Source organism: Nocardia pseudovaccinii, assembly GCF_050942345.1.
In the GTDB taxonomy this organism is placed as follows: domain Bacteria; phylum Actinomycetota; class Actinomycetes; order Mycobacteriales; family Mycobacteriaceae; genus Nocardia; species Nocardia pseudovaccinii.
This window is the reverse complement of record NZ_CP192074.1, coordinates 1,575,941-1,599,136: the sequence shown is the minus strand read 5'-3', so window position 1 is coordinate 1,599,136 and position 23,196 is coordinate 1,575,941. Positions and strand designations below refer to the sequence as shown.

The 23,196-nt window shown below is 66.0% G+C and carries 23 protein-coding genes; 7 read left to right on the top strand and 16 right to left on the bottom strand.

Going from position 1 to position 23,196, the window contains the following annotated elements; genetic code table 11:
* Positions 1-198 precede the first annotated feature (198 nt).
* Positions 199-951 (bottom strand): isocitrate lyase/PEP mutase family protein, encoded by a 753-nt coding sequence (locus ACQPZ2_RS07145; RefSeq protein WP_433524820.1) that lies wholly within the window; start codon positions 949-951, stop codon positions 199-201.
* A gap of 87 nt (positions 952-1,038) precedes the next feature.
* Positions 1,039-1,896, bottom strand: coding sequence for a 16S rRNA (cytidine(1402)-2'-O)-methyltransferase (gene rsmI, locus ACQPZ2_RS07140; protein ID WP_433524819.1), 858 nt, complete (start codon positions 1,894-1,896; stop codon positions 1,039-1,041).
* Positions 1,897-2,200: 304 nt separating this feature from the next.
* Here rsmI and ACQPZ2_RS07135 point away from each other — a divergent pair, with 304 nt between their 5' ends.
* Positions 2,201-3,802, top strand: coding sequence for a dolichyl-phosphate-mannose--protein mannosyltransferase (locus ACQPZ2_RS07135; protein ID WP_433524818.1), 1,602 nt, complete (start codon positions 2,201-2,203; stop codon positions 3,800-3,802).
* A 3-nt stretch (positions 3,803-3,805) separates the two neighbouring features.
* Here the strand turns inward: ACQPZ2_RS07135 and ACQPZ2_RS07130 are convergent, their stop codons facing one another.
* Both ACQPZ2_RS07130 and arcA read right to left on the bottom strand, forming a co-directional pair.
* Positions 3,806-4,165: a GntR family transcriptional regulator gene (locus ACQPZ2_RS07130; RefSeq protein WP_433524817.1), complete on the bottom strand. Its 360-nt coding sequence runs from the start codon at positions 4,163-4,165 to the stop codon at positions 3,806-3,808.
* A 7-nt stretch (positions 4,166-4,172) separates the two neighbouring features.
* Positions 4,173-5,471: an arginine deiminase gene (gene arcA / locus ACQPZ2_RS07125; RefSeq protein ID WP_245720748.1), complete on the bottom strand. Its 1,299-nt coding sequence runs from the start codon at positions 5,469-5,471 to the stop codon at positions 4,173-4,175.
* A gap of 109 nt (positions 5,472-5,580) precedes the next feature.
* Between arcA and soxR the strand changes: the two genes are divergently transcribed.
* Positions 5,581-6,066: a redox-sensitive transcriptional activator SoxR gene (gene soxR / locus ACQPZ2_RS07120; RefSeq protein ID WP_040695381.1), complete on the top strand. Its 486-nt coding sequence runs from the start codon at positions 5,581-5,583 to the stop codon at positions 6,064-6,066.
* Here soxR and ACQPZ2_RS07115 read toward each other — a convergent pair.
* The 7 genes from ACQPZ2_RS07115 to ACQPZ2_RS07085 form a co-directional block, all read right to left on the bottom strand.
* The gene (locus ACQPZ2_RS07115; protein WP_433524816.1) at positions 6,035-6,913 is read right to left on the bottom strand and encodes an SDR family oxidoreductase; all 879 of its coding nucleotides are present in this window, start codon (positions 6,911-6,913) and stop codon (positions 6,035-6,037) included. The two genes, soxR and ACQPZ2_RS07115, sit on opposite strands and share 32 nt — an antisense overlap.
* A gap of 103 nt (positions 6,914-7,016) precedes the next feature.
* Positions 7,017-8,144, bottom strand: coding sequence for a glycosyltransferase (locus tag ACQPZ2_RS07110; RefSeq protein WP_433524815.1), 1,128 nt, complete (start codon positions 8,142-8,144; stop codon positions 7,017-7,019).
* A gap of 127 nt (positions 8,145-8,271) precedes the next feature.
* Complete coding sequence (locus ACQPZ2_RS07105) at positions 8,272-10,089, bottom strand: putative bifunctional diguanylate cyclase/phosphodiesterase (protein WP_051182549.1); 1,818 nt, start codon at positions 10,087-10,089, stop codon at positions 8,272-8,274.
* A 67-nt stretch (positions 10,090-10,156) separates the two neighbouring features.
* Positions 10,157-12,304 (bottom strand): Rv1355c family protein, encoded by a 2,148-nt coding sequence (locus ACQPZ2_RS07100; protein WP_433524814.1) that lies wholly within the window; start codon positions 12,302-12,304, stop codon positions 10,157-10,159.
* A complete protein-coding gene (locus ACQPZ2_RS07095; protein ID WP_433524813.1) occupies positions 12,301-13,065 on the bottom strand; it encodes a hypothetical protein in 765 nt (254 codons plus the stop codon). The genes ACQPZ2_RS07100 and ACQPZ2_RS07095 overlap by 4 nt, the downstream gene beginning before the upstream one ends.
* 256 nt (positions 13,066-13,321) lie before the next feature.
* Positions 13,322-13,756 (bottom strand): effector binding domain-containing protein, encoded by a 435-nt coding sequence (locus ACQPZ2_RS07090; RefSeq protein ID WP_354959785.1) that lies wholly within the window; start codon positions 13,754-13,756, stop codon positions 13,322-13,324.
* Entirely contained in the window at positions 13,753-14,196 is a 444-nt protein-coding gene (locus ACQPZ2_RS07085) for a GyrI-like domain-containing protein (RefSeq protein WP_063036734.1), read from the bottom strand. The genes ACQPZ2_RS07090 and ACQPZ2_RS07085 overlap by 4 nt, the downstream gene beginning before the upstream one ends.
* Positions 14,197-14,437: 241 nt before the next feature.
* On the opposite strand from ACQPZ2_RS07085, the gene ACQPZ2_RS07080 reads away from it, so the two are divergent.
* Together ACQPZ2_RS07080 and ACQPZ2_RS07075 are read left to right on the top strand one after the other, a co-directional pair.
* Complete coding sequence (locus tag ACQPZ2_RS07080) at positions 14,438-15,727, top strand: M20 metallopeptidase family protein (RefSeq protein ID WP_433524812.1); 1,290 nt, start codon at positions 14,438-14,440, stop codon at positions 15,725-15,727.
* Between the two features lie 19 nt (positions 15,728-15,746).
* Positions 15,747-16,469: a uracil-DNA glycosylase gene (locus ACQPZ2_RS07075; RefSeq protein ID WP_433524811.1), complete on the top strand. Its 723-nt coding sequence runs from the start codon at positions 15,747-15,749 to the stop codon at positions 16,467-16,469.
* A 9-nt stretch (positions 16,470-16,478) separates the two neighbouring features.
* On the opposite strand, the gene ACQPZ2_RS07070 is transcribed toward ACQPZ2_RS07075, so the two are convergent.
* Positions 16,479-17,195: a hypothetical protein gene (locus ACQPZ2_RS07070; protein ID WP_433524810.1), complete on the bottom strand. Its 717-nt coding sequence runs from the start codon at positions 17,193-17,195 to the stop codon at positions 16,479-16,481.
* A 453-nt stretch (positions 17,196-17,648) separates the two neighbouring features.
* On the opposite strand from ACQPZ2_RS07070, the gene ACQPZ2_RS07065 reads away from it, so the two are divergent.
* Entirely contained in the window at positions 17,649-18,899 is a 1,251-nt protein-coding gene (locus tag ACQPZ2_RS07065; RefSeq protein ID WP_433524809.1) for a KasA/KasB family beta-ketoacyl-ACP synthase, read from the top strand.
* Here ACQPZ2_RS07065 and ACQPZ2_RS07060 read toward each other — a convergent pair.
* The 3 genes from ACQPZ2_RS07060 to ACQPZ2_RS07050 are packed head-to-tail and all read right to left on the bottom strand — an operon-like array spanning position 18,896 to position 20,778.
* Complete coding sequence (locus tag ACQPZ2_RS07060) at positions 18,896-19,747, bottom strand: GNAT family N-acetyltransferase (protein ID WP_433524808.1); 852 nt, start codon at positions 19,745-19,747, stop codon at positions 18,896-18,898. The genes ACQPZ2_RS07065 and ACQPZ2_RS07060 overlap by 4 nt on opposite strands.
* Positions 19,748-19,789: 42 nt before the next feature.
* Complete coding sequence (locus ACQPZ2_RS07055) at positions 19,790-20,287, bottom strand: DoxX family protein (protein ID WP_433524807.1); 498 nt, start codon at positions 20,285-20,287, stop codon at positions 19,790-19,792.
* Between the two features lie 56 nt (positions 20,288-20,343).
* Positions 20,344-20,778 (bottom strand): universal stress protein, encoded by a 435-nt coding sequence (locus ACQPZ2_RS07050; protein ID WP_433524806.1) that lies wholly within the window; start codon positions 20,776-20,778, stop codon positions 20,344-20,346.
* A 110-nt stretch (positions 20,779-20,888) separates the two neighbouring features.
* On the opposite strand from ACQPZ2_RS07050, the gene ACQPZ2_RS07045 reads away from it, so the two are divergent.
* On the top strand, positions 20,889-21,779 hold the full coding sequence (locus ACQPZ2_RS07045) for an alpha/beta fold hydrolase (RefSeq protein WP_433524805.1): 891 nt from the start codon (positions 20,889-20,891) through the stop codon (positions 21,777-21,779).
* A 168-nt stretch (positions 21,780-21,947) separates the two neighbouring features.
* Here the strand turns inward: ACQPZ2_RS07045 and ACQPZ2_RS07040 are convergent, their stop codons facing one another.
* On the bottom strand, positions 21,948-22,259 hold the full coding sequence (locus ACQPZ2_RS07040) for a hypothetical protein (protein WP_433524804.1): 312 nt from the start codon (positions 22,257-22,259) through the stop codon (positions 21,948-21,950).
* A gap of 246 nt (positions 22,260-22,505) precedes the next feature.
* Between ACQPZ2_RS07040 and ACQPZ2_RS07035 the strand changes: the two genes are divergently transcribed.
* On the top strand, positions 22,506-23,129 hold the full coding sequence (locus tag ACQPZ2_RS07035) for an antibiotic biosynthesis monooxygenase (protein WP_433524803.1): 624 nt from the start codon (positions 22,506-22,508) through the stop codon (positions 23,127-23,129).
* The last annotated feature ends 67 nt before the right edge of the window (positions 23,130-23,196 follow it).

Genomic DNA, 23,196 nt, shown 5'->3' with positions numbered 1-23,196 from the left:
GCGAGGCGTTCCAGGCGGCTACCGCATCTGGGATAACAAGACGCGCCGTTACTGGGGTGACCACTACCAGCTGTGCCCGGACGATCTGCTGACCGAACTCAACGGTGCCGCCGATTACGCGAAGATCACCGCGTTACTGAGGCGCTACCGCTCGATGAAGCGGTAGCGCTTCAGGTTCAGCCGGATCTCCGGGGAGGGCTACTTCCAGCGGTCGAGCAGCCGATTGATCTCGGCGGTCAGCGCCCACTGCAGCATGGGGCCGAAGGTGATGCGGCCGACGCCCTGTTCAGCGAAGACGGCCTTATCCGACTTGCCGGGCAGCCCGACAGCGCTGATCGGCAGCGGCAATTCGCTGGTCAGCCGGCGCATATCGGTATCGGAGTGCCGACCCGCCGGGAACAGCGAATCCGCACCCGCCGCGGCGGCCAGCCGCAGGCGCGCGATGGCGCGATCGACGCGATCGCTCGCGTCACCGTCCTCGCGCATGAACAGGTCGGTGCGCGCATTGATGACCACGTGCACGCCCGCCGCGTCGGCGAATTGGCGCAATCCACGCACGAAATCGGCATGCTCCTCGGGCGTGCGCAACCGGCCGCCCTCGCTGTGCACCGTGTCCTCGATATTGAGGCCGATCGCGCCCGCCTCCAGCAGTCCCTCGATCAACTGCGCGGGTTCGAGGCCGTAACCGGATTCGATATCGACCGACACCGGAACCTCGACCGCACCGGTGATCTGCCGGACGCGGGTCAACAGTTCCGCGAATTTCATCCCTTCCTTATCGCTGCGTCCGATCGAGTCGGCGACCGGATGACTGCCCATGGTCAGCGCCGAAAATCCTGCCGCGACAGCGACATTCGCCGACCACGCATCCCACACCGTCGGAAAGACACCGGGATCGCCCGGGATATGCAATTCGAGAAACGCCTTCGCCTTGCTTTCCAAAGAGGTCATGACACCGATCATCGTCGCGCCCGTGATCGATAGCACTATGACACTCCCCATCCGTCCGCCCGGGAGTGTCGGCGATGGCGAGTCGCGCTAGGAACTGTCACCGCCGTTGCGGCGCGCGGTCAGCACCGCGTCGTACAGTTCGCGGCGGGAAACTCCGGTCTCGGCGGCCACCTGAGCGCAGGCGTCCTTGAGGCGAATACCTTCGGCGGTCAGCGATTCGACCTCGTCGACCAGATCGGCGGGATCGGCGGCGACGGGTTGGGCGCCCTCGAGGACGACGGTGATCTCACCGCGCGCCCCATCGACCGCCCAGGCGGCTAGTTCGCCGAGGGTACCGCGGACGACCTCCTCGTATGTCTTGGTCAGTTCCCGGCAGACCGCGGCCCGCCGGTCCGGACCGAGCACCTCGACCGCGTCGGCCAGACAGTCGGCGAGCCGGTGCGGTGCCTCGAAGAATACGCAGGCGCGCGGCTCGGTGAGTAAGGTGCGCAACCACTCTCGACGCTGGCCGGATTTGCGCGGCGCGAATCCGTCGAAACAGAAGCGTTCCACCGGGAGCGCGGACAGTGCCAGTGCGGTGGTCACCGCCGACGGTCCCGGCAGGCAGGTGACCTGCAGCTGACGCTCGACACAGGCCACCACCATGCGATAACCCGGATCGCTCACCGAGGGCATGCCCGCGTCGGTCACCAGCAGCACCGTGCTGCCGCCCTCGATCTCATCGAGCAGCGCCGGAATCTTGGCGGACTCGACGTGGTCGTCGAACCGCAGGACGCGCCCGGTGATCTCCACCTCCAGGGCCTTGGCGAGGGAGCGGGTGCGACGGGTGTCCTCGGCCGCGATGATCTCGGCGGATCCGAGCGCCTCGCGTAGCCGCTGTGAGGCGTCGCCGATCTCGCCCATCGGCGTCGCCGCGAGCACCAATCGCCCCACTCGGTCCACCACGCTCCTCCGCCTCCCCGGGCCTTTTGCCGGTCGTCAACGCCTCGAGACTTGGTCGCCGGACCGGCGGTTGGGTGCGCGACGAGTTCTGGGCGCACCCGATGAGTTACCCATGCCTCACGAAATCAGTCGCGACCTTCGCTGGAGAAAGATTCTCTCACCACAGGAAAACGAATCCGGTGCTGGGTGATCACGCCGACGTGGATACTCATCTCGTAACGTCTGGCCGGCTGCTCAGGGTGTGATTCGCGCGGCGGCGCGCTCACCGGTGCGGGTCACGGTGGCTCGAACAGCATACGATCGGGGCGTGACCCAGGTGACCGACCAGCGCGCGACCGTAGCCGGGGCCGTGCCCTCTTGGTCGAGCCCCGCGCCCCTGCGTCCATCGCCCGACTTCGGGCCGCTCGACAAGCTCCAGGGGTGGGTGGTCACCGCGGTACTCACCGCGATCGCGGCGTTGACGCGGTTCATCCTGCTGGACTATCCGACCGACGCCTACACCCCGGTCTTCGACGAGAAGCACTACGCGCCACAGGCCTGGCAGATCCTCACCGGCGGCGGCGTCGAGGACAATCCCGCATACGGGTTGGTGGTGCATCCCCCGATCGGCAAACAGCTGATCGCGGTGGGCGAGTGGATGTTCGGCTACAACGGCTGGGGTTGGCGATTCAGTGCGGCGCTGGCGGGCACCGTCCTGGTGCTGCTGGTCATCAGGATCGTTCGCCGGATGGCGCGGTCCACGATGGTGGGCGCGATCGCGGGCATTCTGCTGATCGCCGACGGACTCACCTTCGTCTCCTCGCGCATCGGCATGCTCGACATCTTCATGGCGGTGCTGGTCACCGCCGCATTCGGCTGTCTGATCGTGGACCGCGACGAGGTGCGCGCCCGAATCGCCAAGGCGGACTACGAGGGTCGGATCGATGCGAGCGAATGGGGTCCGCGACTCGGAGTGCGCTGGTGGCGCTTCGGCGCCGGTGTGCTGCTCGGACTGTCCTGCGGCACAAAGTGGTCCGGGATGTACTTCATCCTCGCGTTCGGGCTCATGAGCGTCTATTTCGACATGTCCGCGCGGCGCGCCTACGGTGTGCGGCGGCCCTGGGCCGGCACGGCCGTGCGCGACGTCGGGCCCGCGCTGTACTCGTTGATGCTGATTCCGCTCGGGGTGTATCTGGCCAGTTACTGGGCCTGGTTCGCCAGTGAGGACGGTGTCTTCCGGTATGCGGTCGGCAATCAGGTCGGTCGCGACGGTCCGTGGTCGTGGCTGCCGAGTGCGCTGCGCTCGCTGTGGTACTACAGCGGTGAAACGCTGCGGTTCCACGAGGGCCTGACCAATTCGGCAGGTAACCATCACCCCTGGGAATCCAAGCCGTGGACCTGGCCGATGGGGCTGCGGCCGATGCTCTACTACTACGCCGACAGCGGTGTCACCGGGTGCGGTCAAACCCAGTGCGTCAAGGCCGTGATGCTGATCGGCACCCCGGCGATCTGGTGGATCGCATTCCCGGTGCTGGGCTGGATGCTGTGGCGCACTGTGGTCCGTCGGGACTGGCGCTATGCGGCGGTACTGACCGGATACGGCGCCGGACTCATTCCCTGGTTCTTCACCCTCGATCGGCAGATGTACTACTTCTACGCCGTGCCGCTGGCCCCGTTCCTGGTGATGGGGATCGCACTGGTGTGCGGCGATATTCTCGGCCCGGCCCGATCGGTGCACATACCGCGAAGTCCGGCGGGCACCTATCTGCCCGCGGTCCCCAGTGAACGGCGCAGCCTCGGACTGCTCGCGGTCTGCATCTACCTCGGCCTGGTGATCGCCAATTTCATCTGGCTCTGGCCGATTCTGACCGCGCTGCCGATTACGCCCGGCAACTGGCACGACCATCTCTGGCTGCCCAGTTGGCGCTGAGGACTAACTCTCCAGAGCCGCTCTGACGTACTTCAGGGCCGCCTCGTCATCGAGACCGAGCCGTCTGATGGTGCCGACGTACTCGATCGCGGCGCGCCCTGCCAGATCCTTGGTCGGGTCACCCGAGGACGCGATGAAAGATCCTTGCCTGCCCCGGGTTTCGACGACCCCATCGGCCTCGAGTTCCCGATAGGCACGAGCGACCGTATTCGGCGCCAGCCCGAGTTGCGCGGCCAGCGCTCGCACCGTCGGGATCTTCGTTCCCGCCGTCAACTCCCCCGAGCGCACCTGCGCGATGACACCCAGCCGCAGCTGCTCGTAGGGCGGAATCGACGAATCATGGGTCACGGTAATGGTGAACATCGCACGCTCACACGTCATCTCGGGACAGCGGGCAGGACATGCACCGCGGTCCGCCGCGGCCGGAACCCAATTCGGAGCCAGGGATGCGCAGCACCTCGATGCCCGCGTCCTCGAGCCGCGCATTGGTCATATCGTTACGCTCGTAGGCGACGACCACGCCGGGCGCGAGCGCCAGCGTGTTGTTGCCGTCGTCCCACTGCTCGCGTTCAGCGGTGACCACATCGAGCCCGGTATCGATGACCCGCAGCTTGCCGATGCCCATCGCATCCGCGGCGGCGGGCAGGAACGGATCGGGGCCGCGCATGCTCACCCTGGCTTGATCGTTGCGTCCGCCGTAATCGTCCTCGCGATGAATCGTGAACGCGCACAGCGAATCCCGGACCGCCGGATACATCACGACGGCATCGGTGTCGACCATCGTGCAGACGGTGTCCAGGTGCATGGTCGCGCGACTCTGGGCGATCGGGACGACCAAAACCGTGTGGGCCAGATCGTCGTCGAACAGACTGCGCGCCAACGCTTCCGCACCCGCGGGCGAGGTGCGCTCACCGACCCCGACCGCGACCACGCCGGGCGCCAGCAACAGCACATCACCGCCCTCGATCGGCGCGGTATGCGATTCGTAGGCCCGCCGCACGCCGAGGAAGCGCGGATGGAATGCGTAGATGAGATCGGTCAGCGAGGTCTCGCGCATCCGCGCGGGCAGGGCGAGTGAGGTGATCGCCACCCTCGGGCCGACCCAGAATGACGAATCCCTGGTGAACAGCAGATTCGGCAGCGGATCGATGACGAAATCCGCACCGTGGTGCATGCGCCGCACCAGCGAGGTGTTGTCCCCCTCGAAGGGCAGTTCGTCGAAGGTCATCCCGGCCATCAGGATGTTGGCCAGATCCCTGGCCCGGACGCCGCGCAGGAAGGCCGCGAGCTCGTCGGCCAGCATGTGTCCGAGTTTGCGTGCGTCGACGGCGCCGGAGATGCCCTGGATGCGGGCCGCCCCGCTGACCGAGAGGGTTTCGGCGAGCAGATCGGCGAGCAGCAGCACCTCGACGCCGCGTTCGCGCAGCACCCCGGAGAAGATGTCGTGCTCCTGCTGGGCCCGCTCCACCCAGGGAATGCCGTCGAAGAGCAATTGATCGTTATTGCGCGGGGTCAGCCGCCGCAATTCGTCGCCTGGCCGGTGCAGCAGCACCGTGCGCAGGGTCCCGACCTCCGAGCTGACCGCCAGCCGACCGTCCGGATCGCCGACACCGTCCAGCTCATCGTCCGCACCGCCATCGTGCCCCGCCCGCACCGCGTCTGCTCCCATGATCCGACCGTAGTTCGCCGTAGGCGTAAGAGCACGCAATTGGGTGTCTCCGATTCCGACCCCAGCACACCCTAACCTGAAGTATTGTTTAGGTGAATGGAGGAGCGTGATGTCGACAACCGATTGGCGAGCGAAGGAGCTGACCCCCGGGCAGCTGTCCGAGCGTAGCGGAGTAGCGGTCTCCGCGTTGCACTTCTACGAACGCGAGGGTCTCATTTCGAGTCGTCGCACGAGTGGAAATCAACGCAGATACGCCCGCGAAACGCTGCGCCGCGTCGCCTTCATCCGCATCTCCCAGCGGGTCGGCATTCCGTTGAGCGAAATCCGCGCCGCGCTGGACAAGCTCCCGGAAGGCCGCACCCCGACCCGGCGCGACTGGGAGACCCTGTCCACCGCGTGGCAGGCCGACCTCGACGACCGCATCACCCAGCTGACTCGCCTGCGCGACAACCTGACCGGCTGCATCGGCTGCGGCTGCCTGTCGCTCGGCAGCTGCCGACTGGTCAACGAACACGACCGCCTCGGCGAACAGGGGCCGGGCGCCCGCGTGCTCGATGTGACGCTCAACTGCCCATCGAAGCCAGCAGCCTGTTGAACCGATCGCTGGCGCGGCGAATCACGAATTCGTAGGGGTAGGCGAATTTGCGCGCCCACCAATAGCCGAAACGGATATCGAAGGAGGTGTAGACGAGGAACCGATTGCGCTCGATACCCCGCAGGATCGACGCCGCAACATGTTCCGGCGATGCGGCATGCTTGGTGAACGCGGTGGTGAGTCGCTTTATCCTCGGGCTTTCCTTGTCCACGCCGACCAGCTCGACGCTCTGCACCAACGGTGTGTTCACCGCGCCGGGCACAACCAGATGTACCGAGATGTCGTGGTGCCGTAAGTCGAATCGCAGCACCTCGGAGACACCGCGGATACCGAATTTGCCCGCGCTGTAGGCGGCGTGCCACGGCAGCGCGAGGATTCCGGCCGCCGAGGAGACATTCACCAGTGCCCCACCGCGTTTCGCCCGGACCATCGGCGGCACGAAGTTCTCGATCACATGGATGGGGCCCATCAGGTTGACGTCCACCATCTTGCGCCAATGCCGGTGCTCGAGATTCTCGACGGTGCCCCAGGTGGAGGTGCCCGCGATATTCATGACGATATCGAGGCTGCCGAATTCGGCGTGCACGTCGGTGGCGAAGGCGGTGACCGCGTCGTAGTCGGTGATATCCAGTGCGCGCGCGACGAGCACGGTGCCGCCCGCCTCCTTGATGGTGCGAACCGTATCCTCGAGGCCCTCGGCATTGATATCGGTCAGCACCAATTCGGCGCCCCCGGCCGCGCACGCCACGGCGGTCGCCCGGCCTATCCCGCTCGCCGCCCCAGTGACCAGCACCTTCGCATCCCGCACTGTCTTCCTGCGCCCAAAGCCAAGCACACCGGATCCCATCTCGAAATTCCCCAATCGGTTGCACGCAGGGTACGCGGCAACGGTCACCTTCCGACGTTCATACGGCCGAAGCGGGTCGTGGAGTTCGAATCGGGACGGCGGGTTACCGCCCGAGCACCGCAAGCATCCCTGCCACCGCCCGCGGCCAGGTGAACTGCTCAGCCCGGCTGCGTGCCGCCTTCCGACGCCCGGCGGTGGGCATCGCGAGCACATCGGTGACGGCCTGGGCGAAGGCGGATGGGCGATCGGCGGCGACCGCGCCGCATTCGTCGGTGACGATATCGGCGAGCGCCGAGGATCGGCTGGCGACGACCGGCGTACCTGCGGCCAATGCCTCGAGCGCGGCGAGCCCGAAGGTTTCGTGTGGTCCCGGTGCCAGCGAAACATCGGCGGTGGCCAGTAGTTTCGCCACCATTGCCCGGTCGGTGATGAATCCGGTGAAGTGCACCGCGGGCAGACCGCCGGTCAGCGGCGGCAGAGAACGGGCCCGACGCTCCAGGGCTTCGCGCCGCGGCCCCTCCCCCGCGACGACCAGCCGCGCCTCGACACCCGCCTTACGCAGGGCGCCGATGGCTTCGATGCTGCGATCCACCCGCTTCTCCACCGACAATCTGCCGCAGTGCACAAGCAGCGGATGCCCCGGCACGCCGAGGTCGGCGCGCAGGCGGTAGTCGCGGCGACGCGGGCTGAACAGCTCCAGATCCACCCCGAGCGGCACCAGTTCGACATTGGGCGCGTCGATGCGCAGGAACTCCGCGCGCGCGAATTCCGTTGTGCAGACCACGATGTCGTAGTCGTCCGCGGTGCGCCGATTGGCGAAATCGGCGCACCGGCGAGCCACCGAGCCGGGCATGACCTGGCCGAGCAGTCGGTCCAGGCGCTCGTGCGAGATCATTACGCTCGCCACGTCGCGGGTGCGGGCCCAGCGTCCGAACCCCCGCAGCGTCAGCCGGTCCGAAACCTCGAGCACGTCCGGCCGCAATCCGGCCAGCACATCGGCCACCCGGCGCGGATCCGCAGCCCGATAACCGCCGGTTCCTGGAATCGCCAATGCGGGCAAAGTGATCCGCACCGCACCGGTCGGCAGGATCTCCTCGGCCCGGCGCGGTCCGGGCACGATCAGCACCACCTCGTGCCCGGCGGCCACGTACCCTTCGCCCAGGTGGTGCAAAGCGGTGCGCAGCCCACCCGACCGCGGACCGTAGAAGTTCGCCAGCTGCACGATGCGCACATCGCCGATCGTGCAGCGAATCGGGTTCCCTCCGGGACCGGTGCGCCCAACACCGCATGAACACCCGTGAAAGACCCTGCTAACGAGTGCGACGGCGCAGCAGTCCGACACGGGAGACCGATGCCGGTCACGCGCGCGTGGTACCCCGGCCCGCCCTGGGCAGATCGAGATCCAGCGGAATGCGCCCGACGGCCAGATGCGCCTCCACCTCATCGGCGGGCATCGGCCGCGCGATCAGAAACCCTTGCGCCCGATAGCAACCCAGCCCGACCAGGGTCCGCGCGGCCACCGGCGTCTCGACGCCTTCCCCGACTACACCGAGCCCGAACGACCCGGCCAACCCGATAATGGATTTCACGATCGCCAGATCGTCGGTGCTCGCGCCGAGGCGCTGCACGAAGCCACGGTCGATCTTCACCGCGTCGACCGGAAGCGCCTTCAGATGCGACAGCGAGCTGTATCCGGTGCCGAAATCGTCGATGGCGATCTGCACGCCCATTCGCTTGAGTCCGCGCAGCGTGACCTGGGTGCGCGCCAGATCCTGCACGACCACATGTTCGGTGATCTCCAGGCAGACCGAACTGCCATCGATCCCGAACAGCCGCAGAATGTCCTCGATCCGCTCCACGAAATCCAGGCTGACCAGCTGAACCGGCGAAACATTGATCCGCATCACCACATTCGCCGCCAGCCCCCGCCTGCGCCATTCGGCGAATTGCGCACAGGCCGAGCGGATCACCCAGCGCCCCAATTCACCCGCGAGATTGGTGGCCTCGGCAACGGTGACGAACGCACCGGGCGGCAGCAGCCCCCTGGTCGGATGCAACCAGCGCACCAGCGCCTCGAGCGCCACCACCCGGCCGGTGCGCAGATCGACCTCGGGCTGATAGTGCAGCAGCAGCGAGCCGTCCGAGACCGCGCCGCGCAGATTCAACTCCACATCGTCCTGCAGTTCGAACTGCGCGCGCATGGCGTCGGTGAAGACCGCGACACCGTTGCCGCCGCCCGATTTCGCCGACAGCAGCGCGTGGTCGGCCCGGCGCAGCACATCCGCGACCGTGGTCTCCCCCGGAATACCCACCGCGACACCGACGCTGGCGCCGCGGCTGACCGATTCCCCGCCGACGGTCACCCGCCGTCCGATGAGCTGCTGAATCCGCGTCGCCTCCAATTCGGCCGCCACCGCATCCATCGGTTTGGCCGGTACGATGACGAATTCGTCGCCACCGAGTCGGGCGATCATGTCATTGGGATCGAGATTCTCCCGCAGTCGCGAGGAGAGCGTGCGAATGAAGTTGTCCCCCGCGGTATGTCCGAGAAAATCGTTGAGCGCTTTGAGCCGGTCGAGATCGAGGAAGAAGGCGGCCACCGGGCCGGGACTGCCCTGTCTGAGCCGCTCCTCCATATGCTCGAGCAGCGCCCGCCGGTTCGCCAACCCGGTCAGATCATCGTGCAGGGCGATATATCGCAATCGTTCCTCGGCCACCACGCGCGCCTGCAACTGGGCGAAGAGTGCGGCGATCGCCTTGAGCACGTTCAGTTCCCGGGTGCTCCAGTCACGATCGCCCTGCTTGATGAACCCCAGCACGCCGGTCGACTCGCCGCGCGACAACAGCGGCACCGCGGCCATCGCGACCTGCGGAATACCCGATGAACGCCGGATCGTCTCCTGATAATCGGCGGATTGCTGGGACGGCCGCACAATGATCGGCTCGGTGGCGTGTTCCAATTCCCGGAATACCGAGTCGGCGTGCTCGAAATGCACGATCTTCAGCGGGTCCGGATCCGGTATGTCACCACGGTGCGGCCACTCCGCGATGAGCACGGTCGCCCGCTGCTCTCTATCGGTATGGCGTAGGTAGCTGAAGTCGACATCGAAATGCTCGACCAGCCTGGCCAGCACGCGTTCACTCGCCGCCACCATCGTTGTGGCGTCGACGCCCATCAACTCGGAGGCGACCTGGGTCACCAGTGAGTCGAGCGTTCGCCGAGGCACCCTATCTCCGATCGCGCTAGCTGCGGTTGCCCGCGCCCGGCACTGGAAGCCGCCTGCTGCGGACCGTGGCTGCTGCCGCATAGCTCAGGCGAAGCACCAATGCCATGATCTCATGCCCAGGCACTCCAAGCAGGTCCAGGAAACGGCCCTGAAGTGTCGTAAGTGTATCCGCGAAATCCGGTGAAATCCCTTTCAGCTCGTCGGGGTGCCGCGCATAAAGGAACAGGGGCGAGACCGGTTGCACCGCAAGACCGAGCCGTTGCGCCGCGATCCAGACCCGCTGCACGGCCGCGCCGCCGCGCGCGTAGTCGGCAAGTGATACCGACTCTGCTCCGGATCGACGCGGAAAAGTTATCGCGACCAGCGCCGAACTCGACAGCACGCGATCGCGGCTGTACTCGCCGAGCGCGGTCCCGCCGGACCATTCGCGCAGCCGATCCATGACATCGGAGCGCTCCCCGATCCGGATTTTGGCTTGCTCGTCGGCGGCCAATTCCATACTCCGGATATCGATCCCGGTGCGCGGATCCTCGCCGGGCCAGCGCAGTTCGCCGAACATCTCCTGATGCAGGCGCGGGGTCAGATAGCGAATGCGATCGGATTCGCCGAGCAGCGCGGCCGCGGCGGCGAGCTCATCGGGTGCGGTGACGGCATGGAGCACGGCATCGGTGGCGGCCGCGTCCAGGGCAGGCAGGACATGATCGCCCAGCGGCGCGCCCGCGCCGAGGTGTCGGTTCGTCTCCCGGGTCAGCGTGGCCGGATAGTCCGCGGCCAGTGCGGAATCGGTGCCGTTGCCGAGATGTAGCACCGCGGAAAACGGGGTGGAGTTGTTCTCGATGAACTCGTGCGCGCCGAGTATGCCGTGCGCGGCGGCCGCGGCGCGGGCGTTGTAGAGCGCCGCGCCGATCGATACCGCGCTGGCGCGATAGCCGATATCCATTGCGGACGAGCGGGTTCGGACGAGATCGATGCATAGCTCGTCGCCATCGACGCGGAGGTACCACGGTTGGGTATTGCCGCCCGACGGCGCCCGCTGCGCGGATTCGAGGACCTTCTCGACGGCGGACCCGTCCGGATTTGGTACACCGACGTCGGGCACCGGAAATTCGTCGGACACCTTCTCGCACACCGGCTCCGGTTCGGCCAGCTCGTCGAGACCACGCTCCAGATCGAACCGGGTCCGGCCCGAGGACAGCTTCTGTCCGAGCCCGACCCGGCGCACCGCCGCCGCCACGATGGCCGCGCCCAGCTGTACGTCACCGCCGAGTTGCGGCCAGGTCGTCACGGTTTCGTCGATCTCGACCAGACTCGCGGCCATCCGCGCGGATAGCTCCTTCGGGTCGAGAATCCGCATGACATGCGGCGCCTTGTCTTTGGTGGACAACCCGCGCAGATCCGCCCCGACGGTCGCACCGAGCAGACCGTGGAACGTCGGACGGTCCGGTTCCAGGTCATAGCGCTCGACATCGAGCAGGCCGCGATCGCTGGTATCCATCAACAGCGGAAGGCGGTGTCGGCGCGCACCTTCCCGGACGGCGAACTTGATATCGAGCGAATCGCATTCCTCGACGACCAGCGACAACCCGTGCAGGAATGCGTCGACGGTATGCTCGTCCACGCCCGCGGTGGCGACCTCGACCGGTAGATACGGATCGAGTTCGGCGATCCGGCGCGCGGTCACGATGGATTTGTTCACACCGATATCGAAGATCCCACCGGGCACCCGATTCAGATTCGACAGCTCGATGTCGTCGAAATCGGCCAGGCGCAATAGGCCACAGGTGCCTTCCAGTGCCAATGTGTAAGCGACCGCGTGCCCGACGCTCTGTCCGACCACCCCGATCGCGAGACCGGCGCAACGTTCCTGTTCGGCGCGGGTGAGCTTGTTCTGGTTGCGGTCCAAACGAATTGCCCGAAATGTCTTTTCACCGGGCAATCCGACGAGTGTGCGCCGCCATGGGTAATAGACCCATCGGTCGGTTTCTGGCCCACCGAGATCCGCAGGCGGCCGACGCACCTTGGCGAGTTCGGCGCGCAGCACATCACACAGGTCGAGAATGCGGACCTGCGGCGATTTCCGTAATTGCACGAGGATCCGTGCGTCGTCTGTGGCATTTTCATCGAGAATCAGCGGGCGGTGGTCCGCGGTGAGCTCACCGTTCATGCCTGCGCCAATCCTCCGATCCCTGATCCACCCGAGGGCGCTCGGCCATGTGGCGACAGCCAGGCATCGAGTGCCGCATGCTCCAGCGCGGTCAACGAACTTTGCAATTTGGTGGCTAATGACCGATATGTCCGGGCATCCCACCACATCGGAATGGTCCGATAGCGGTCGTCAGGATAAGGCACCGCCGGTATCCGATCGGCGACATACCCACCACTCGTGCGGTACAGACCGACATTTCGCGTGGCAGTGGTGACGAAACCGAACCTGGCATCGAGCAGCCCGGCGGCGTGCACGACACAGCGGGAGACCGCTGCGGCGAGCGCGGCACGATGCTCGGCCGCGCGGGAGACCCAGACGGCCTTCACCTCGACCACACCTTCTGGTATCCGATCGGCAACCATCGCGCGCAACTCGGCGGCGCCGGGTCGACCGGCCCAGGCGCGCAGTGCGTGCACTTCGTCGGCCGCACCGTAGGGCCCCTGCGCCCGCAATCCCGCGACGACCGCGCCGGACGAATCCACGGCGGCGAAGAACAACGACGTCGAACGGCCGTCGACAACGCTGTCGTATTCCAAAGCGTGATCAACACCGTAATGCCGGTAAACCTGCAGCGCACCACGCAGATAACGGCGCCACAGATCGGGATGAACCTGCGGAGTGGCGACATGAAAGGCATATCCGGAATGCATGTCGCGAAACCGCAACACCTCGGCATCGCGCGTGCCCCCCGGGCCGACTGCGATTGTTTCGACAGTCATGGTGTTCCTACTCCGTTTGCTACCGCACATCTGCACGGTCATCGAGCCGGCCTGACCGACTCGCCAGACGACTCGCCGATCGGTTGAGTTTGCCTAGGGCAGTATCCGTCATACGACAAGAATTGACCAGATATCTGGTTAATCTTCCGAAAACTGACTGCCCGACCCGAAATTACCGCAGGTCAGACCACTCGAACATGCCATCGAATAGATCGTGGAGACCAGTCGGTACTGACACAGCTAATGCATAGCAATCTCAAACCAGGATGGAGATGAACAGTTCGACCGACTCCGGCCCACGCCAGATCTCGATTTCCTCGCGGTACGCACGGGTGATCTCGGCCGATGCCGTCGCATCGTCGACCTGGGCCCACACGTCCTCGACCGGATCGTGGTAATCCCCGTTCGGCTCGAACCGAGCGTAGACACCCTTGGGCACCTTGACGAGTACGTCACCGACCGGAACCGCACTCGGATCGGAGTATTCGAAACACACGACGGCGTTGTAGTTTCCGGCCGGATCCGGCACGTATACCGTGTACATCGGCTGGTCCGCGCCCGCGCGGTCACGCAGCCGATCCTTCAGGAATTCGATCAGGTCGCTATTGCTGACCTTGAAGCTCGGACGTACCCGCGGCACCACCAGACCGCCGTAGATGGCCTCGCGGCGCACCACGATCGCGTATGTCATCGCGCCTCGACCGCCAGGTAGAGATCGATCTTGTAGGCGTGCGGATAACACTCGAAATCGCCGGTGTAGGTGCGTTTTATCTGGTTGTGTTCCTCGGCATAGGCGATCTGCGTCCACAGGTCCGTCATCACCTGCGGAAAGTTACCGACCGAGGAGAACCTGGCATAGGTGCCGCGCGGCAGCCGCGCCACCAGGTGGCCGCGGGTGACCTCGCCGAAGGATGCGCACTCATAGCCGACGATCTGGGTGTTGTAGGTGCCGAGTTCACCGGAGTAGTCGGTGTAGGCGCTGGCCAGTTGGCCGCCGAGCTCCTGATGCAGCACCGCCGCCCACGCGGCCTCGAGGTCGTGGTCCCGCAGTTCCCCGAGCGCACGTTTCGGGCTGCGCACCGGGAGCCCGGCAACCCACGTTTCGTCTCGCTCGACGATTTCAAACTGCATGGAAAGACTCTTTCGAGGTGAACCCGGGGGCGTTGCCCGCATCCGGTCGGCCAGAAAGGCCATGCTATCAACTCGACCGCGTGGTCCGGCTCACATGTCCGGGTCGTTATGCACATCTCACCGCCGCCTCGAACTGGTCGTGCGACCTGTACGCAAACCAGTGGCTATCGATGCATAGTGGACTTGATCGCTTCGTCTATCGCTGAGCGTGTGGCATCCCGACACAACGAACGGAGTTCAGATGACTGCAGGCGCGATCTATGACGAATTGGACGGGCGCGCGGCACAAGTGGCGGATCAGGTCATCCAGTGGCGGCACCATCTGCACCGGCATCCCGAGCTGTCCAACCGGGAGTCGAATACCGCCGCACTCATCGCCGATCATCTGCGCTCGCTGAATCTGGACGAGGTGCGCACCGGCATCGCCGGACACGGCATCGTCGGTGTGCTGCGCGGCGGTATGCACGGCGACCGGACAATCGCGCTGCGTGCCGATATCGACGCGCTGCCGGTACCCGACCTGTGCGGTGCCGATTTCGCATCGAAGGTCGTGGACAACGACTATCCCGGCGGACCGTTCCCGGTCTCGCACGCCTGCGGCCACGACTGCCACACCGCGATGCTGATGGGTGCCGCCTCGGTGCTGACCGACATGCGCGACCGCCTGCCCGGAACGGTGCTCTTCGTCTTCCAACCCGCCGAGGAGGGGCCGCCGGTCGACGAGAAGGGCGGCGCGAAGCAGATGATCGACGAGGGCGCGCTCGACGATCCATCGCCGACCATGGCGTTCGGCTTCCATGTCACGCCATATCCCAAGGGCTACATCGGATATCGGATCGGCAATCAGTTCGGCGCCTCCTGTCTGGCGAAGATCACCATCACCGGACAGCAGGTACACGGGTCCACACCGTGGATGGGCGTGGACCCGATGCCCGCCGCGGGCGCCGTCATCACCGGCATCGGCCAGTTGTACCGGCAGGTCAGCGCATTCGATCCGTTCACCGTCAGCATCGGCCACGTGCAGGATGTGGGCCGGTTCAACATCATCGGGCAGACCGTGACGCTGTGGGGCACTATCCGCTGCGCGGTCGAGGCCGATATGGGCGATATCCAGAAGCGCCTGGACACCCTCGCCGCGCATTCGGCGCAGGCCTACAACTGTACGGCGACAGTCGAATACCTGCAGGACGTGCCCGCCGTGCAAAACACCGAGGAGTGGATCAACGCCGCGCTGCCGACATTCCAGCGCGTCGCCGGGGCCGATAAGGTCACCCCGACGATCCCGACGCTCGGCTATGACGATGTCTCCGAATTCGTCAACAAGTACGGTGGTCTTTATGTGACCCTCGGTGTGCAGGATTCGGAGATCGATCCGAAAACGGGTATGCCCGTGCCGATTCCGGGTGGACGGGGTATGGCGATGAATCACAATCCGCACTTCTATGCCGACGACGGCCCGCTGGTCACCGGTGTGCGACTGCACGCACACGTCGCCCATGACCATCTGACCGGCCTGCTCGCGCCGAAATGACCTGCGGCACCTTGTGATCGTGTGCGAGACCATCGCCGAACTCGATGCCGCGGTCGCGGACTGCTTCGCCTGCCCGCGGCTGGTCGCCTGGCGGGAACGGGCGGCCAGGGAAAAGCGTGCCGCGTACCGTGACGAAACCTATTGGGGCAGAGCAGTTCCCGGCTACGGCCCGGACGACGCCCGGCTGCTGATCGTCGGGCTCGCCCCGGCCGCCCACGGCGGCAACAGGACCGGGCGAATGTTCACCGGCGACCGCAGTGGGGATTTCCTCTACGCCGCCATGTACAACGTCGGGCTGACCAACCAACCTACGGCGGTGCACCGCGATGACGGACTGCGGCTGATCGGTGCTCGGGTCACCGCGCCGGTGCACTGCGCGCCGCCCGACAATAAGCCGACACCCGACGAGCGGGATCGCTGCAGTCACTGGCTGAAGACCGAATTGGGCCTGCTCACACCGACATTGCGGGCGGTGGTCGTACTCGGCGCGTTCGGCTGGCAGGCACTGCTTCCGGTACTTGCCGCCGCGGGCTGGACCGTGCCGCGTCCGCGCCCCAAATTCGGGCACGGCGCTCACGTCGTGCTGCCGCCGACCGTCGATGATCGTGCGCCGCTGCACCTGTTCGGCTGCTACCACGTCAGCCAGCAGAACACCTTCACCGGTCGGCTCACTCCCGACATGCTCGAAACAGTCCTGGCCGCTGCGGCGACCACCGCGGGTCTTCCCGGCCGCCGGAGCTGAGCGGAAGACTCAGGACGGCGCGGTGATCTTGGTAATGACGGTGCTGCCCTCGTGGGGCGCGACGGTGACGAACTGTCGATAGGTGCGCACCGTCGCATCCAGTCGGAACTCGGTGATGACGACGTCGAAGCGACCGTCGAGCATCGGGGTGATCATGACGCAGTGCTGGGTGCCGGGCGGAATCGATTTGATGCCCGCGTCGATCAATGCGACCGAGGACACCGCCGCATCCGCTGTGGTCAGTGCCCGGGCATCGGAGGCCGAGCGGGTCACGTAGTAGGCATATTGGAAGGCCAGGATCACATCCGGACCGGATTCGGTCGACCCGGTTCCGTTGCCGCGCACCAGCTGTTCGGTGCGCGTCGGCTCGCAGTTCGGTCCGCCGCCGAGCACCCGATCGGTGATCGTGGCCGTCGACTGCCGGGTATTGCTCGCCTCGGCCGTGTATACGAGCACCAATGCCACCGCCGCCAGCGTCCCGAAGATCGCGGCACTGCCGACCAACCAGGGCCGACGCGGCGGACGCCGCTTCCGGCGATGTGGGCGCGTCGGCGGGAGGACCCGTGGTGCGGGTCCGGGCGGGAGCATGCCCGGCCACAGCGGATCGGCCGAGCGACTCCCGCGCCTGCTGACGTCTCGGGGGATGGCAGCCGGCGGAGCCGGCGGGGTGGGTGAACTCTGCGCGGCGGTATTGCCGCCGGACTCGGCTGTGTTCGACGACACCATGCTCTCGCCACACCCCTTCACCGGTGCCGCTGGGGCGACCCTTTCAATGCCGTTGTGCAATAACAAGATTGCATAGATGCGCCGGTAAGGCGACAGAATGGGCCGGAGAGAACCGGTCAATGGACCAGCAAGCTACGCCCGGATGGCCCGCGGATGAACGCGGTTCCTGCGACTTTGGAGGTTTCCCACAAGCGCCGGGCCGAAGGTTCGTAACGACGGGCATACCGTGATCAATCCGCGCCGGTATGCTCTTCCGGGAACGATGTCCAGCGAAAATACCAGCTCAGCAGTGCATTTCGGTGCATGCGGCGGCATAGTAGAACGCCTGCGACGATGCCGCACGACAACGAGGTCCGGCCGCCGTAGCCTGTCGAACGCCTGTCCACTTCAGCTAAGGCACTCGCCAGGACACCGAAAACCGCGTTATCGGAAGAGAAACCAGGAGCGACTCTCGTGCGAAACCTCTTTGCTGCCGACGGGCGATTCCCGAATGTCGTCGTGACGAGTCTCGCGGCGACCACCTCCATCGCGGGTGATGTCGACGCGACCTGGAAGGGACTCCTGAACGGCGAGAGCGGGATCGACGTGCTGGAGGATCCCTTCGTCGAGGAGTACGACCTCCCCGTCCGCATCGGCGGTCACCTGAAGGTTCGCCCCGAAACCCTGCTCACACGGGTCGAACAGCGCCGAATGGCTTATGTCGAACAGCTCGCGACGGTCCTCGGACGCGAGGTGTGGCGCAACGCGGGCAGTCCGGAGGTGGATCCCGAGCGGCTCGGTGTGGCGATCGGCACCGGGCTCGGCGGCGCGGATGCGATCACCGATGCGAACAACAAGCTGAAGAACGGTGGCTACCGCAAGATTTCGCCACTGGCCGTGCAGATGATCATGCCGAACGGCCCGTCGGCGGTCGTCGGTCTCGAATTGAAGGCCAAGGCAGGCGTGATCACGCCGGTCTCGGCGTGCTCGTCCGGGTCCGAGGCAATTGTCAACGCGTGGCGCATGATTGCGATGGGTGACGCAGATATGGTCGTAACCGGTGGCGTCGAGGGATACATCGATGTACTCCCGATCGCGGCATTCACCATGATGCGCGCGATGAGTACCCGCAACGACGACCCGAAGGGCGCCTCGCGTCCCTTCGACAAGGATCGCGACGGTTTCGTCTTCGGCGAGGCCGGTGCGCTGATGGTCCTCGAGACCGAGGAACACGCCAAGGCTCGTGGCGCGACCATCCACGCGCGCCTGCTCGGCGCCGGAATCACTTCCGACGGTTACCATTTGGTCGCTCCCGCCCCCGATGGCGACGGCGCGGCGCGCGCGATGACCCGGGCCATGCAGCTCGCAGGTCTCACCCCGAAGGACATCACCCACATCAACGCGCATGCGACCGCGACCCCCGTCGGCGACACCGCCGAGGCGAACGCGATCAACAAGGCCGTGGGCAACCATGCTTCGGTGTACGCGCCGAAGTCGGCACTTGGACATTCGATCGGTGCGGTGGGCGCACTGGAATCGATCCTGACCGTGCTCAGCATCCGCGACGGTGTCGTGCCGCCGACCCTGAACCTGGACAACCTCGATCCCGAAATCGATCTGGATGTCGTGCACGGCGAGGCACGCAACCAGGAGATCGAGTACGCGATCAACAACTCGTTCGGTTTCGGCGGGCACAATGTCGCGCTCGCCTTCGGCCGGTACTAGCGGACGAGAACAGCACGCGGGTAGAGCAGCTGGAAACCGAGCCTCTGCACGTTCTGCTGCGACTTCGAACCCGGCAGTGTGGTAACCACCGCGAGGTCACAACCCGCGGCCGCCGCGGCGGCGAGGCGCACCGACAGCAGTGCGCCCTGCACGCCGCGGCGGCGGAATTCGGGAAGGGTTGCCGCACCGCATAATTGGGCTACGCCGTCGCTGAGGCGCAGGCTCGCGCCGCCAGCGGGCTTGCCGTCGACCATGGCGAGCGAGCCGACGAAACCGCTCGTCGCGGTGAGGTCCCGCTCGGCCCGTTCGATAGCCTCGCGCGGGAATTCCTCGTGCGAGGCGACACCCTGGCTATCCGGCGTGGCGAAGCCGTCGACGACGACATTCACCCAGGTCTCGAATGCGTCGTGCCCGACATCGCGGATCTCGATGCCCTCGGCCGGCTGCGCCTGCCGCCCCGGCTCGAGCCGCAGGCCCAACACGTTCTCGAATCCGAACAGCACGTAGCCGCGGCGCGTCAGGCGTTCGACCACGGCCGGATCGGCCAGCGTGGAGACCTCGACCTGGACCGGTGCCTCCCGCTCGGCGAAGGCTTGTTCGACCGCGTCCAGCTCGGCGTCATCGAAGGCGGCGCCGTTCATGCCGATGCCGACCACCTTGTCGAGCGGTGAACCCGGGCCAGCCCACACCGCGAGCCCGCCGCCGATGGGGCGCACCAGCACTCGCTGCTGTGGGTCGCGGCGGGCGGCCGCGCGAGCGCCCTCTTCGATCAGCGTGCATTCGGCATGCTCGACCCGCGCGGCGAGGTCCTGTCCGGCGAACAAACCCGGGGCGAATTCAGTCGGCATGAGGCATTCCTACCTTGTCGGTAGCGCCGGATTCACCTGGTTTTACCGCTGGGCGGGTTCGGCGTGTCGCTTTTTGCCACGAATGAGCTCGGCGTCCAAGGAAAGTGTTCCGGCACCGACGATCAGCAGAAATGCGCTCCCACACAGTTGCGCGAGATCAGTGCGGGACTCGTGCAGGAAGGCCCACCATCCGGACTTGCCCGGGAACAGTGCCGCATCGCCCCAGAGCAATGGCAGTTTGGTAATCAGCAGCGCACCGACCATGTCGGCGATCATCGGGACTGCCGCGGCCCGTGTCAGCAGCCCGACGAGGATCAAGGCCCCGCAGGCGGTTTCGAAGACACCGTCGAGCGGTGCGACGAATCCGGGGGCCGGGATGCCGACCTTGTCGAATCGGCCGACGCCGAGGGTATCGGGATAGACGAACTTCTGGATGCCTTCGGATAGGAAAATCACACCGACGAACAGGCGGATCAGGACAACCGACGCGGGTGCGTTCGTCGTGGCCAGTCGAGCCGACCAGGTACTGAGCTGGGACATACGCTACGCCTCCGCCCGCAAGACCGTAATACCTTGCGCGCCGGACACATTCGGATTCACTTGTGGCCGTCCTGAGCGATGAGGACCGAGCAGTCGGCGTGCCGGGCGGCCTTCTCGGCGGTCGCGCCGATGAATCGGCCCCAGATCGCGGAATGTCCACTGCGGCCGAGCACCAGCAGATCCGCCTCGTGGTGTGTGGCGGCGACGGCGAGCTCATGTGCGGGGTGCCCGGCACGGATTTCGGCCGCGATAGCGATGCCACGTGCGGCGGCCGCCTCGGCAGCGGCGACGAGCCAGCGACGGGTGGTCACCTCCTCGACCGAGAGTTCCTCCTCGATCTCCCCGATCACCGGCCCATAGTGCGGACGATGCTCCTCCACCGCGACCACGGTGAGCACGGACTTGTTCGCGGCGGCCAGCTCGAGCGCCATCCGCAGAGCTTCCCTGGCGCCGGGTGAGTCGTCGTATCCCACTACGATCCGCTGGAACACACCTCCAGTGTGATCGTCGGTCCGGCGACGCGCTATCCGACCACAGGCGGTGGCCCGAATCCGACTCCAGAAGGTGGTTCGGCAGACGGTCGGCGAACTATCGTGAGCCTATGCCTGTTACCGACGGTACCGAACCGCCAGTCATACCCGGTGTGCGCCGTTCGTTCGTGACAGCTCGCGATGTCCGGTTCCACGTCACCGAATCCGGGCCCGAGGACGGTCGCCCGGTCGTGCTGCTGCACGGCTGGCCACAGCACCACTACGCCTACCGAGATCTCCTCGCCGACCCGCCCGAGGGACTCCGGATCATCGCCCCCGACCTGCCCGGATACGGCTGGTCGGGTCCCGCGCCGCACCGCTGGTCGAAGGAGGAAGTCGCCTCCGATGTGTTTGCACTCCTCGATGCGCTCGGACTGGAACGCGTGCTGCTCGTCGGCCATGACTGGGGCGGCTACATCGGCTATCGCATGGTGCTGCGCGAACCCGACCGCTTCGACGGCTACCTGGTGCTGAATATGGCCCATCCGTGGGTGCCGCCGACGACGGTCCTGCGACAGATCTGGCGCTTCCTCACCTACCAGCCGCTGGTCGCCACGGTGGGCGTGCCGCTGCAGCAGCGCACCCGCTTCCTCGAATGGCTCATCAGCGGGGCGATCACCGACCGCAGCACGGTCAGCCCCGAGGTGATCCGCACCTTCGCCGACCGCTTCCGTGATCCGGTCTGCGCCCGCGCCGCCACCGACACCTACCGCACCTTCTGGCTGCGCGAAATCCCGGATGCCGCACGTCATCCCGAACGCCGCCGTATCACCATCCCGATCCGCGTCCTCTTCGGCGTCGACGACCCCGCCGTGCACCGCTCCCTCGCCGCCGCCGAAACCGCCCGCGGCGCCGACGACTACACCTTCGAACCGGTAACCGGCTGCGGACATTTCGTCGCGGACGAACGCCCCGAACTCGTCCGTGCCCGCCTGATCGGACTCGCGGCAGACACGAAGTAGCCCATGCCACTGCGGCTTCCACGCCCACGCCTGGATAATGCGACGGTTGCCGACCGGTGTCCGGCATAGCGGAGTATGCGGCACCGGCGACGGCGGCCGTCAACCTGCTGCGACGGTGGAGCCGGATCGGCTGAACGCCGTCGAATACCAGCCGACTTCCGGCGTGGTTCATCTGTACCGCGAGACACCCGTCCTCGGCAGTGTCGAAGTCACCGCGATAACGGCCCGACCGGCATCACGGATGATGCGGTCGAGGTCGTCGATGATGTCGCTGATCGCATCGCGGGTCCGATCCGCCTGCGCGGCTGCGACCGGCTCCCTGTCGAATTCGATACCGATCTTGTTGAGCTGCAGTCCGGTATCGAGCAGACTTCGAACCAGGTTATCCGCGATCTCAGCGAAAGCGACTGTGTCGCTGTCCCATTCGTCGCTCTCGGGCTGCGGATGGGTGGTGATGTGGCCGAACTGCTTGTCCCACATAATAATTCCTCTTGCCGGACAGGTTCACTGGCTGCCTCGGCTGCCGATTGCCTGGAATTCGTTCAGCGCCGGAATTACCCCGCAACCAGCTATCGCAAACTCCTGAAGCCGCAGCGGCGGTCTCCGCCCATGAATATGCGTTGCGCGAAGTGTGCTGGCCCTATTGCCATGAGCGCCGCAGCGGGGCAGTGTGAACATGTCGGTGGCGCCACCGGGGCGCTGCCCTGAACACCGAGGGAGTCGCTCGTGTACGCACGTTCTACCACCATTCAGGCGCAACCCTCCGCTATCGACGCCGGGATTGCGCACGTACGTGACGAGGTAATGCCGGCTTTGGAAGACATACGCGGCTGTGTCGGACTATCGTTGCTGGTCGATCGCCAGTCCGGCCGGTGCATCGTAACTACCTCATGGGAAACCGAGGAGGCGATGACCCGCAGCGCCGACCGGGTTCGCCCCATTCGAGATCGCGCGGCCGCGGCATTCGGCGGCGGCGGCACCCAGATCGAGCACTGGGAAATCGCCGCCCTACATCGTGACCACCGTGCTCAGGAGGGCGCCTGCGCTCGGGTTGTCTGGATCAAGACGAACCCGGATCGACAGGACGCCGCGATCGAGACCTACAAGTCCCAAGCCCTACCCGACATGGAATCCCTCGAGGGGTTCTGCAGCGCGAGCCTCCTGGTCGAGCGCGCATCCGGCCGTGGCGTCTCCTGCGTCACCTTCGATACCGCCGACGCCATGGAACGCAACCGCGAAGACGCAACCGCCCTGCGCGAGCGAATCACCCGCCAAGCCGGTATGCAGGTAGTCGACATGTGTGAGTGCGAGTTGGCCATCGCTCACCTCCGCGTCCCCGAATTGGTGTAAACGCACGGCCGCGGCTCCCGGCCGAATGATCGGTCGGGAGCCGTCGGCGCTACACCGTTGCCCTGGG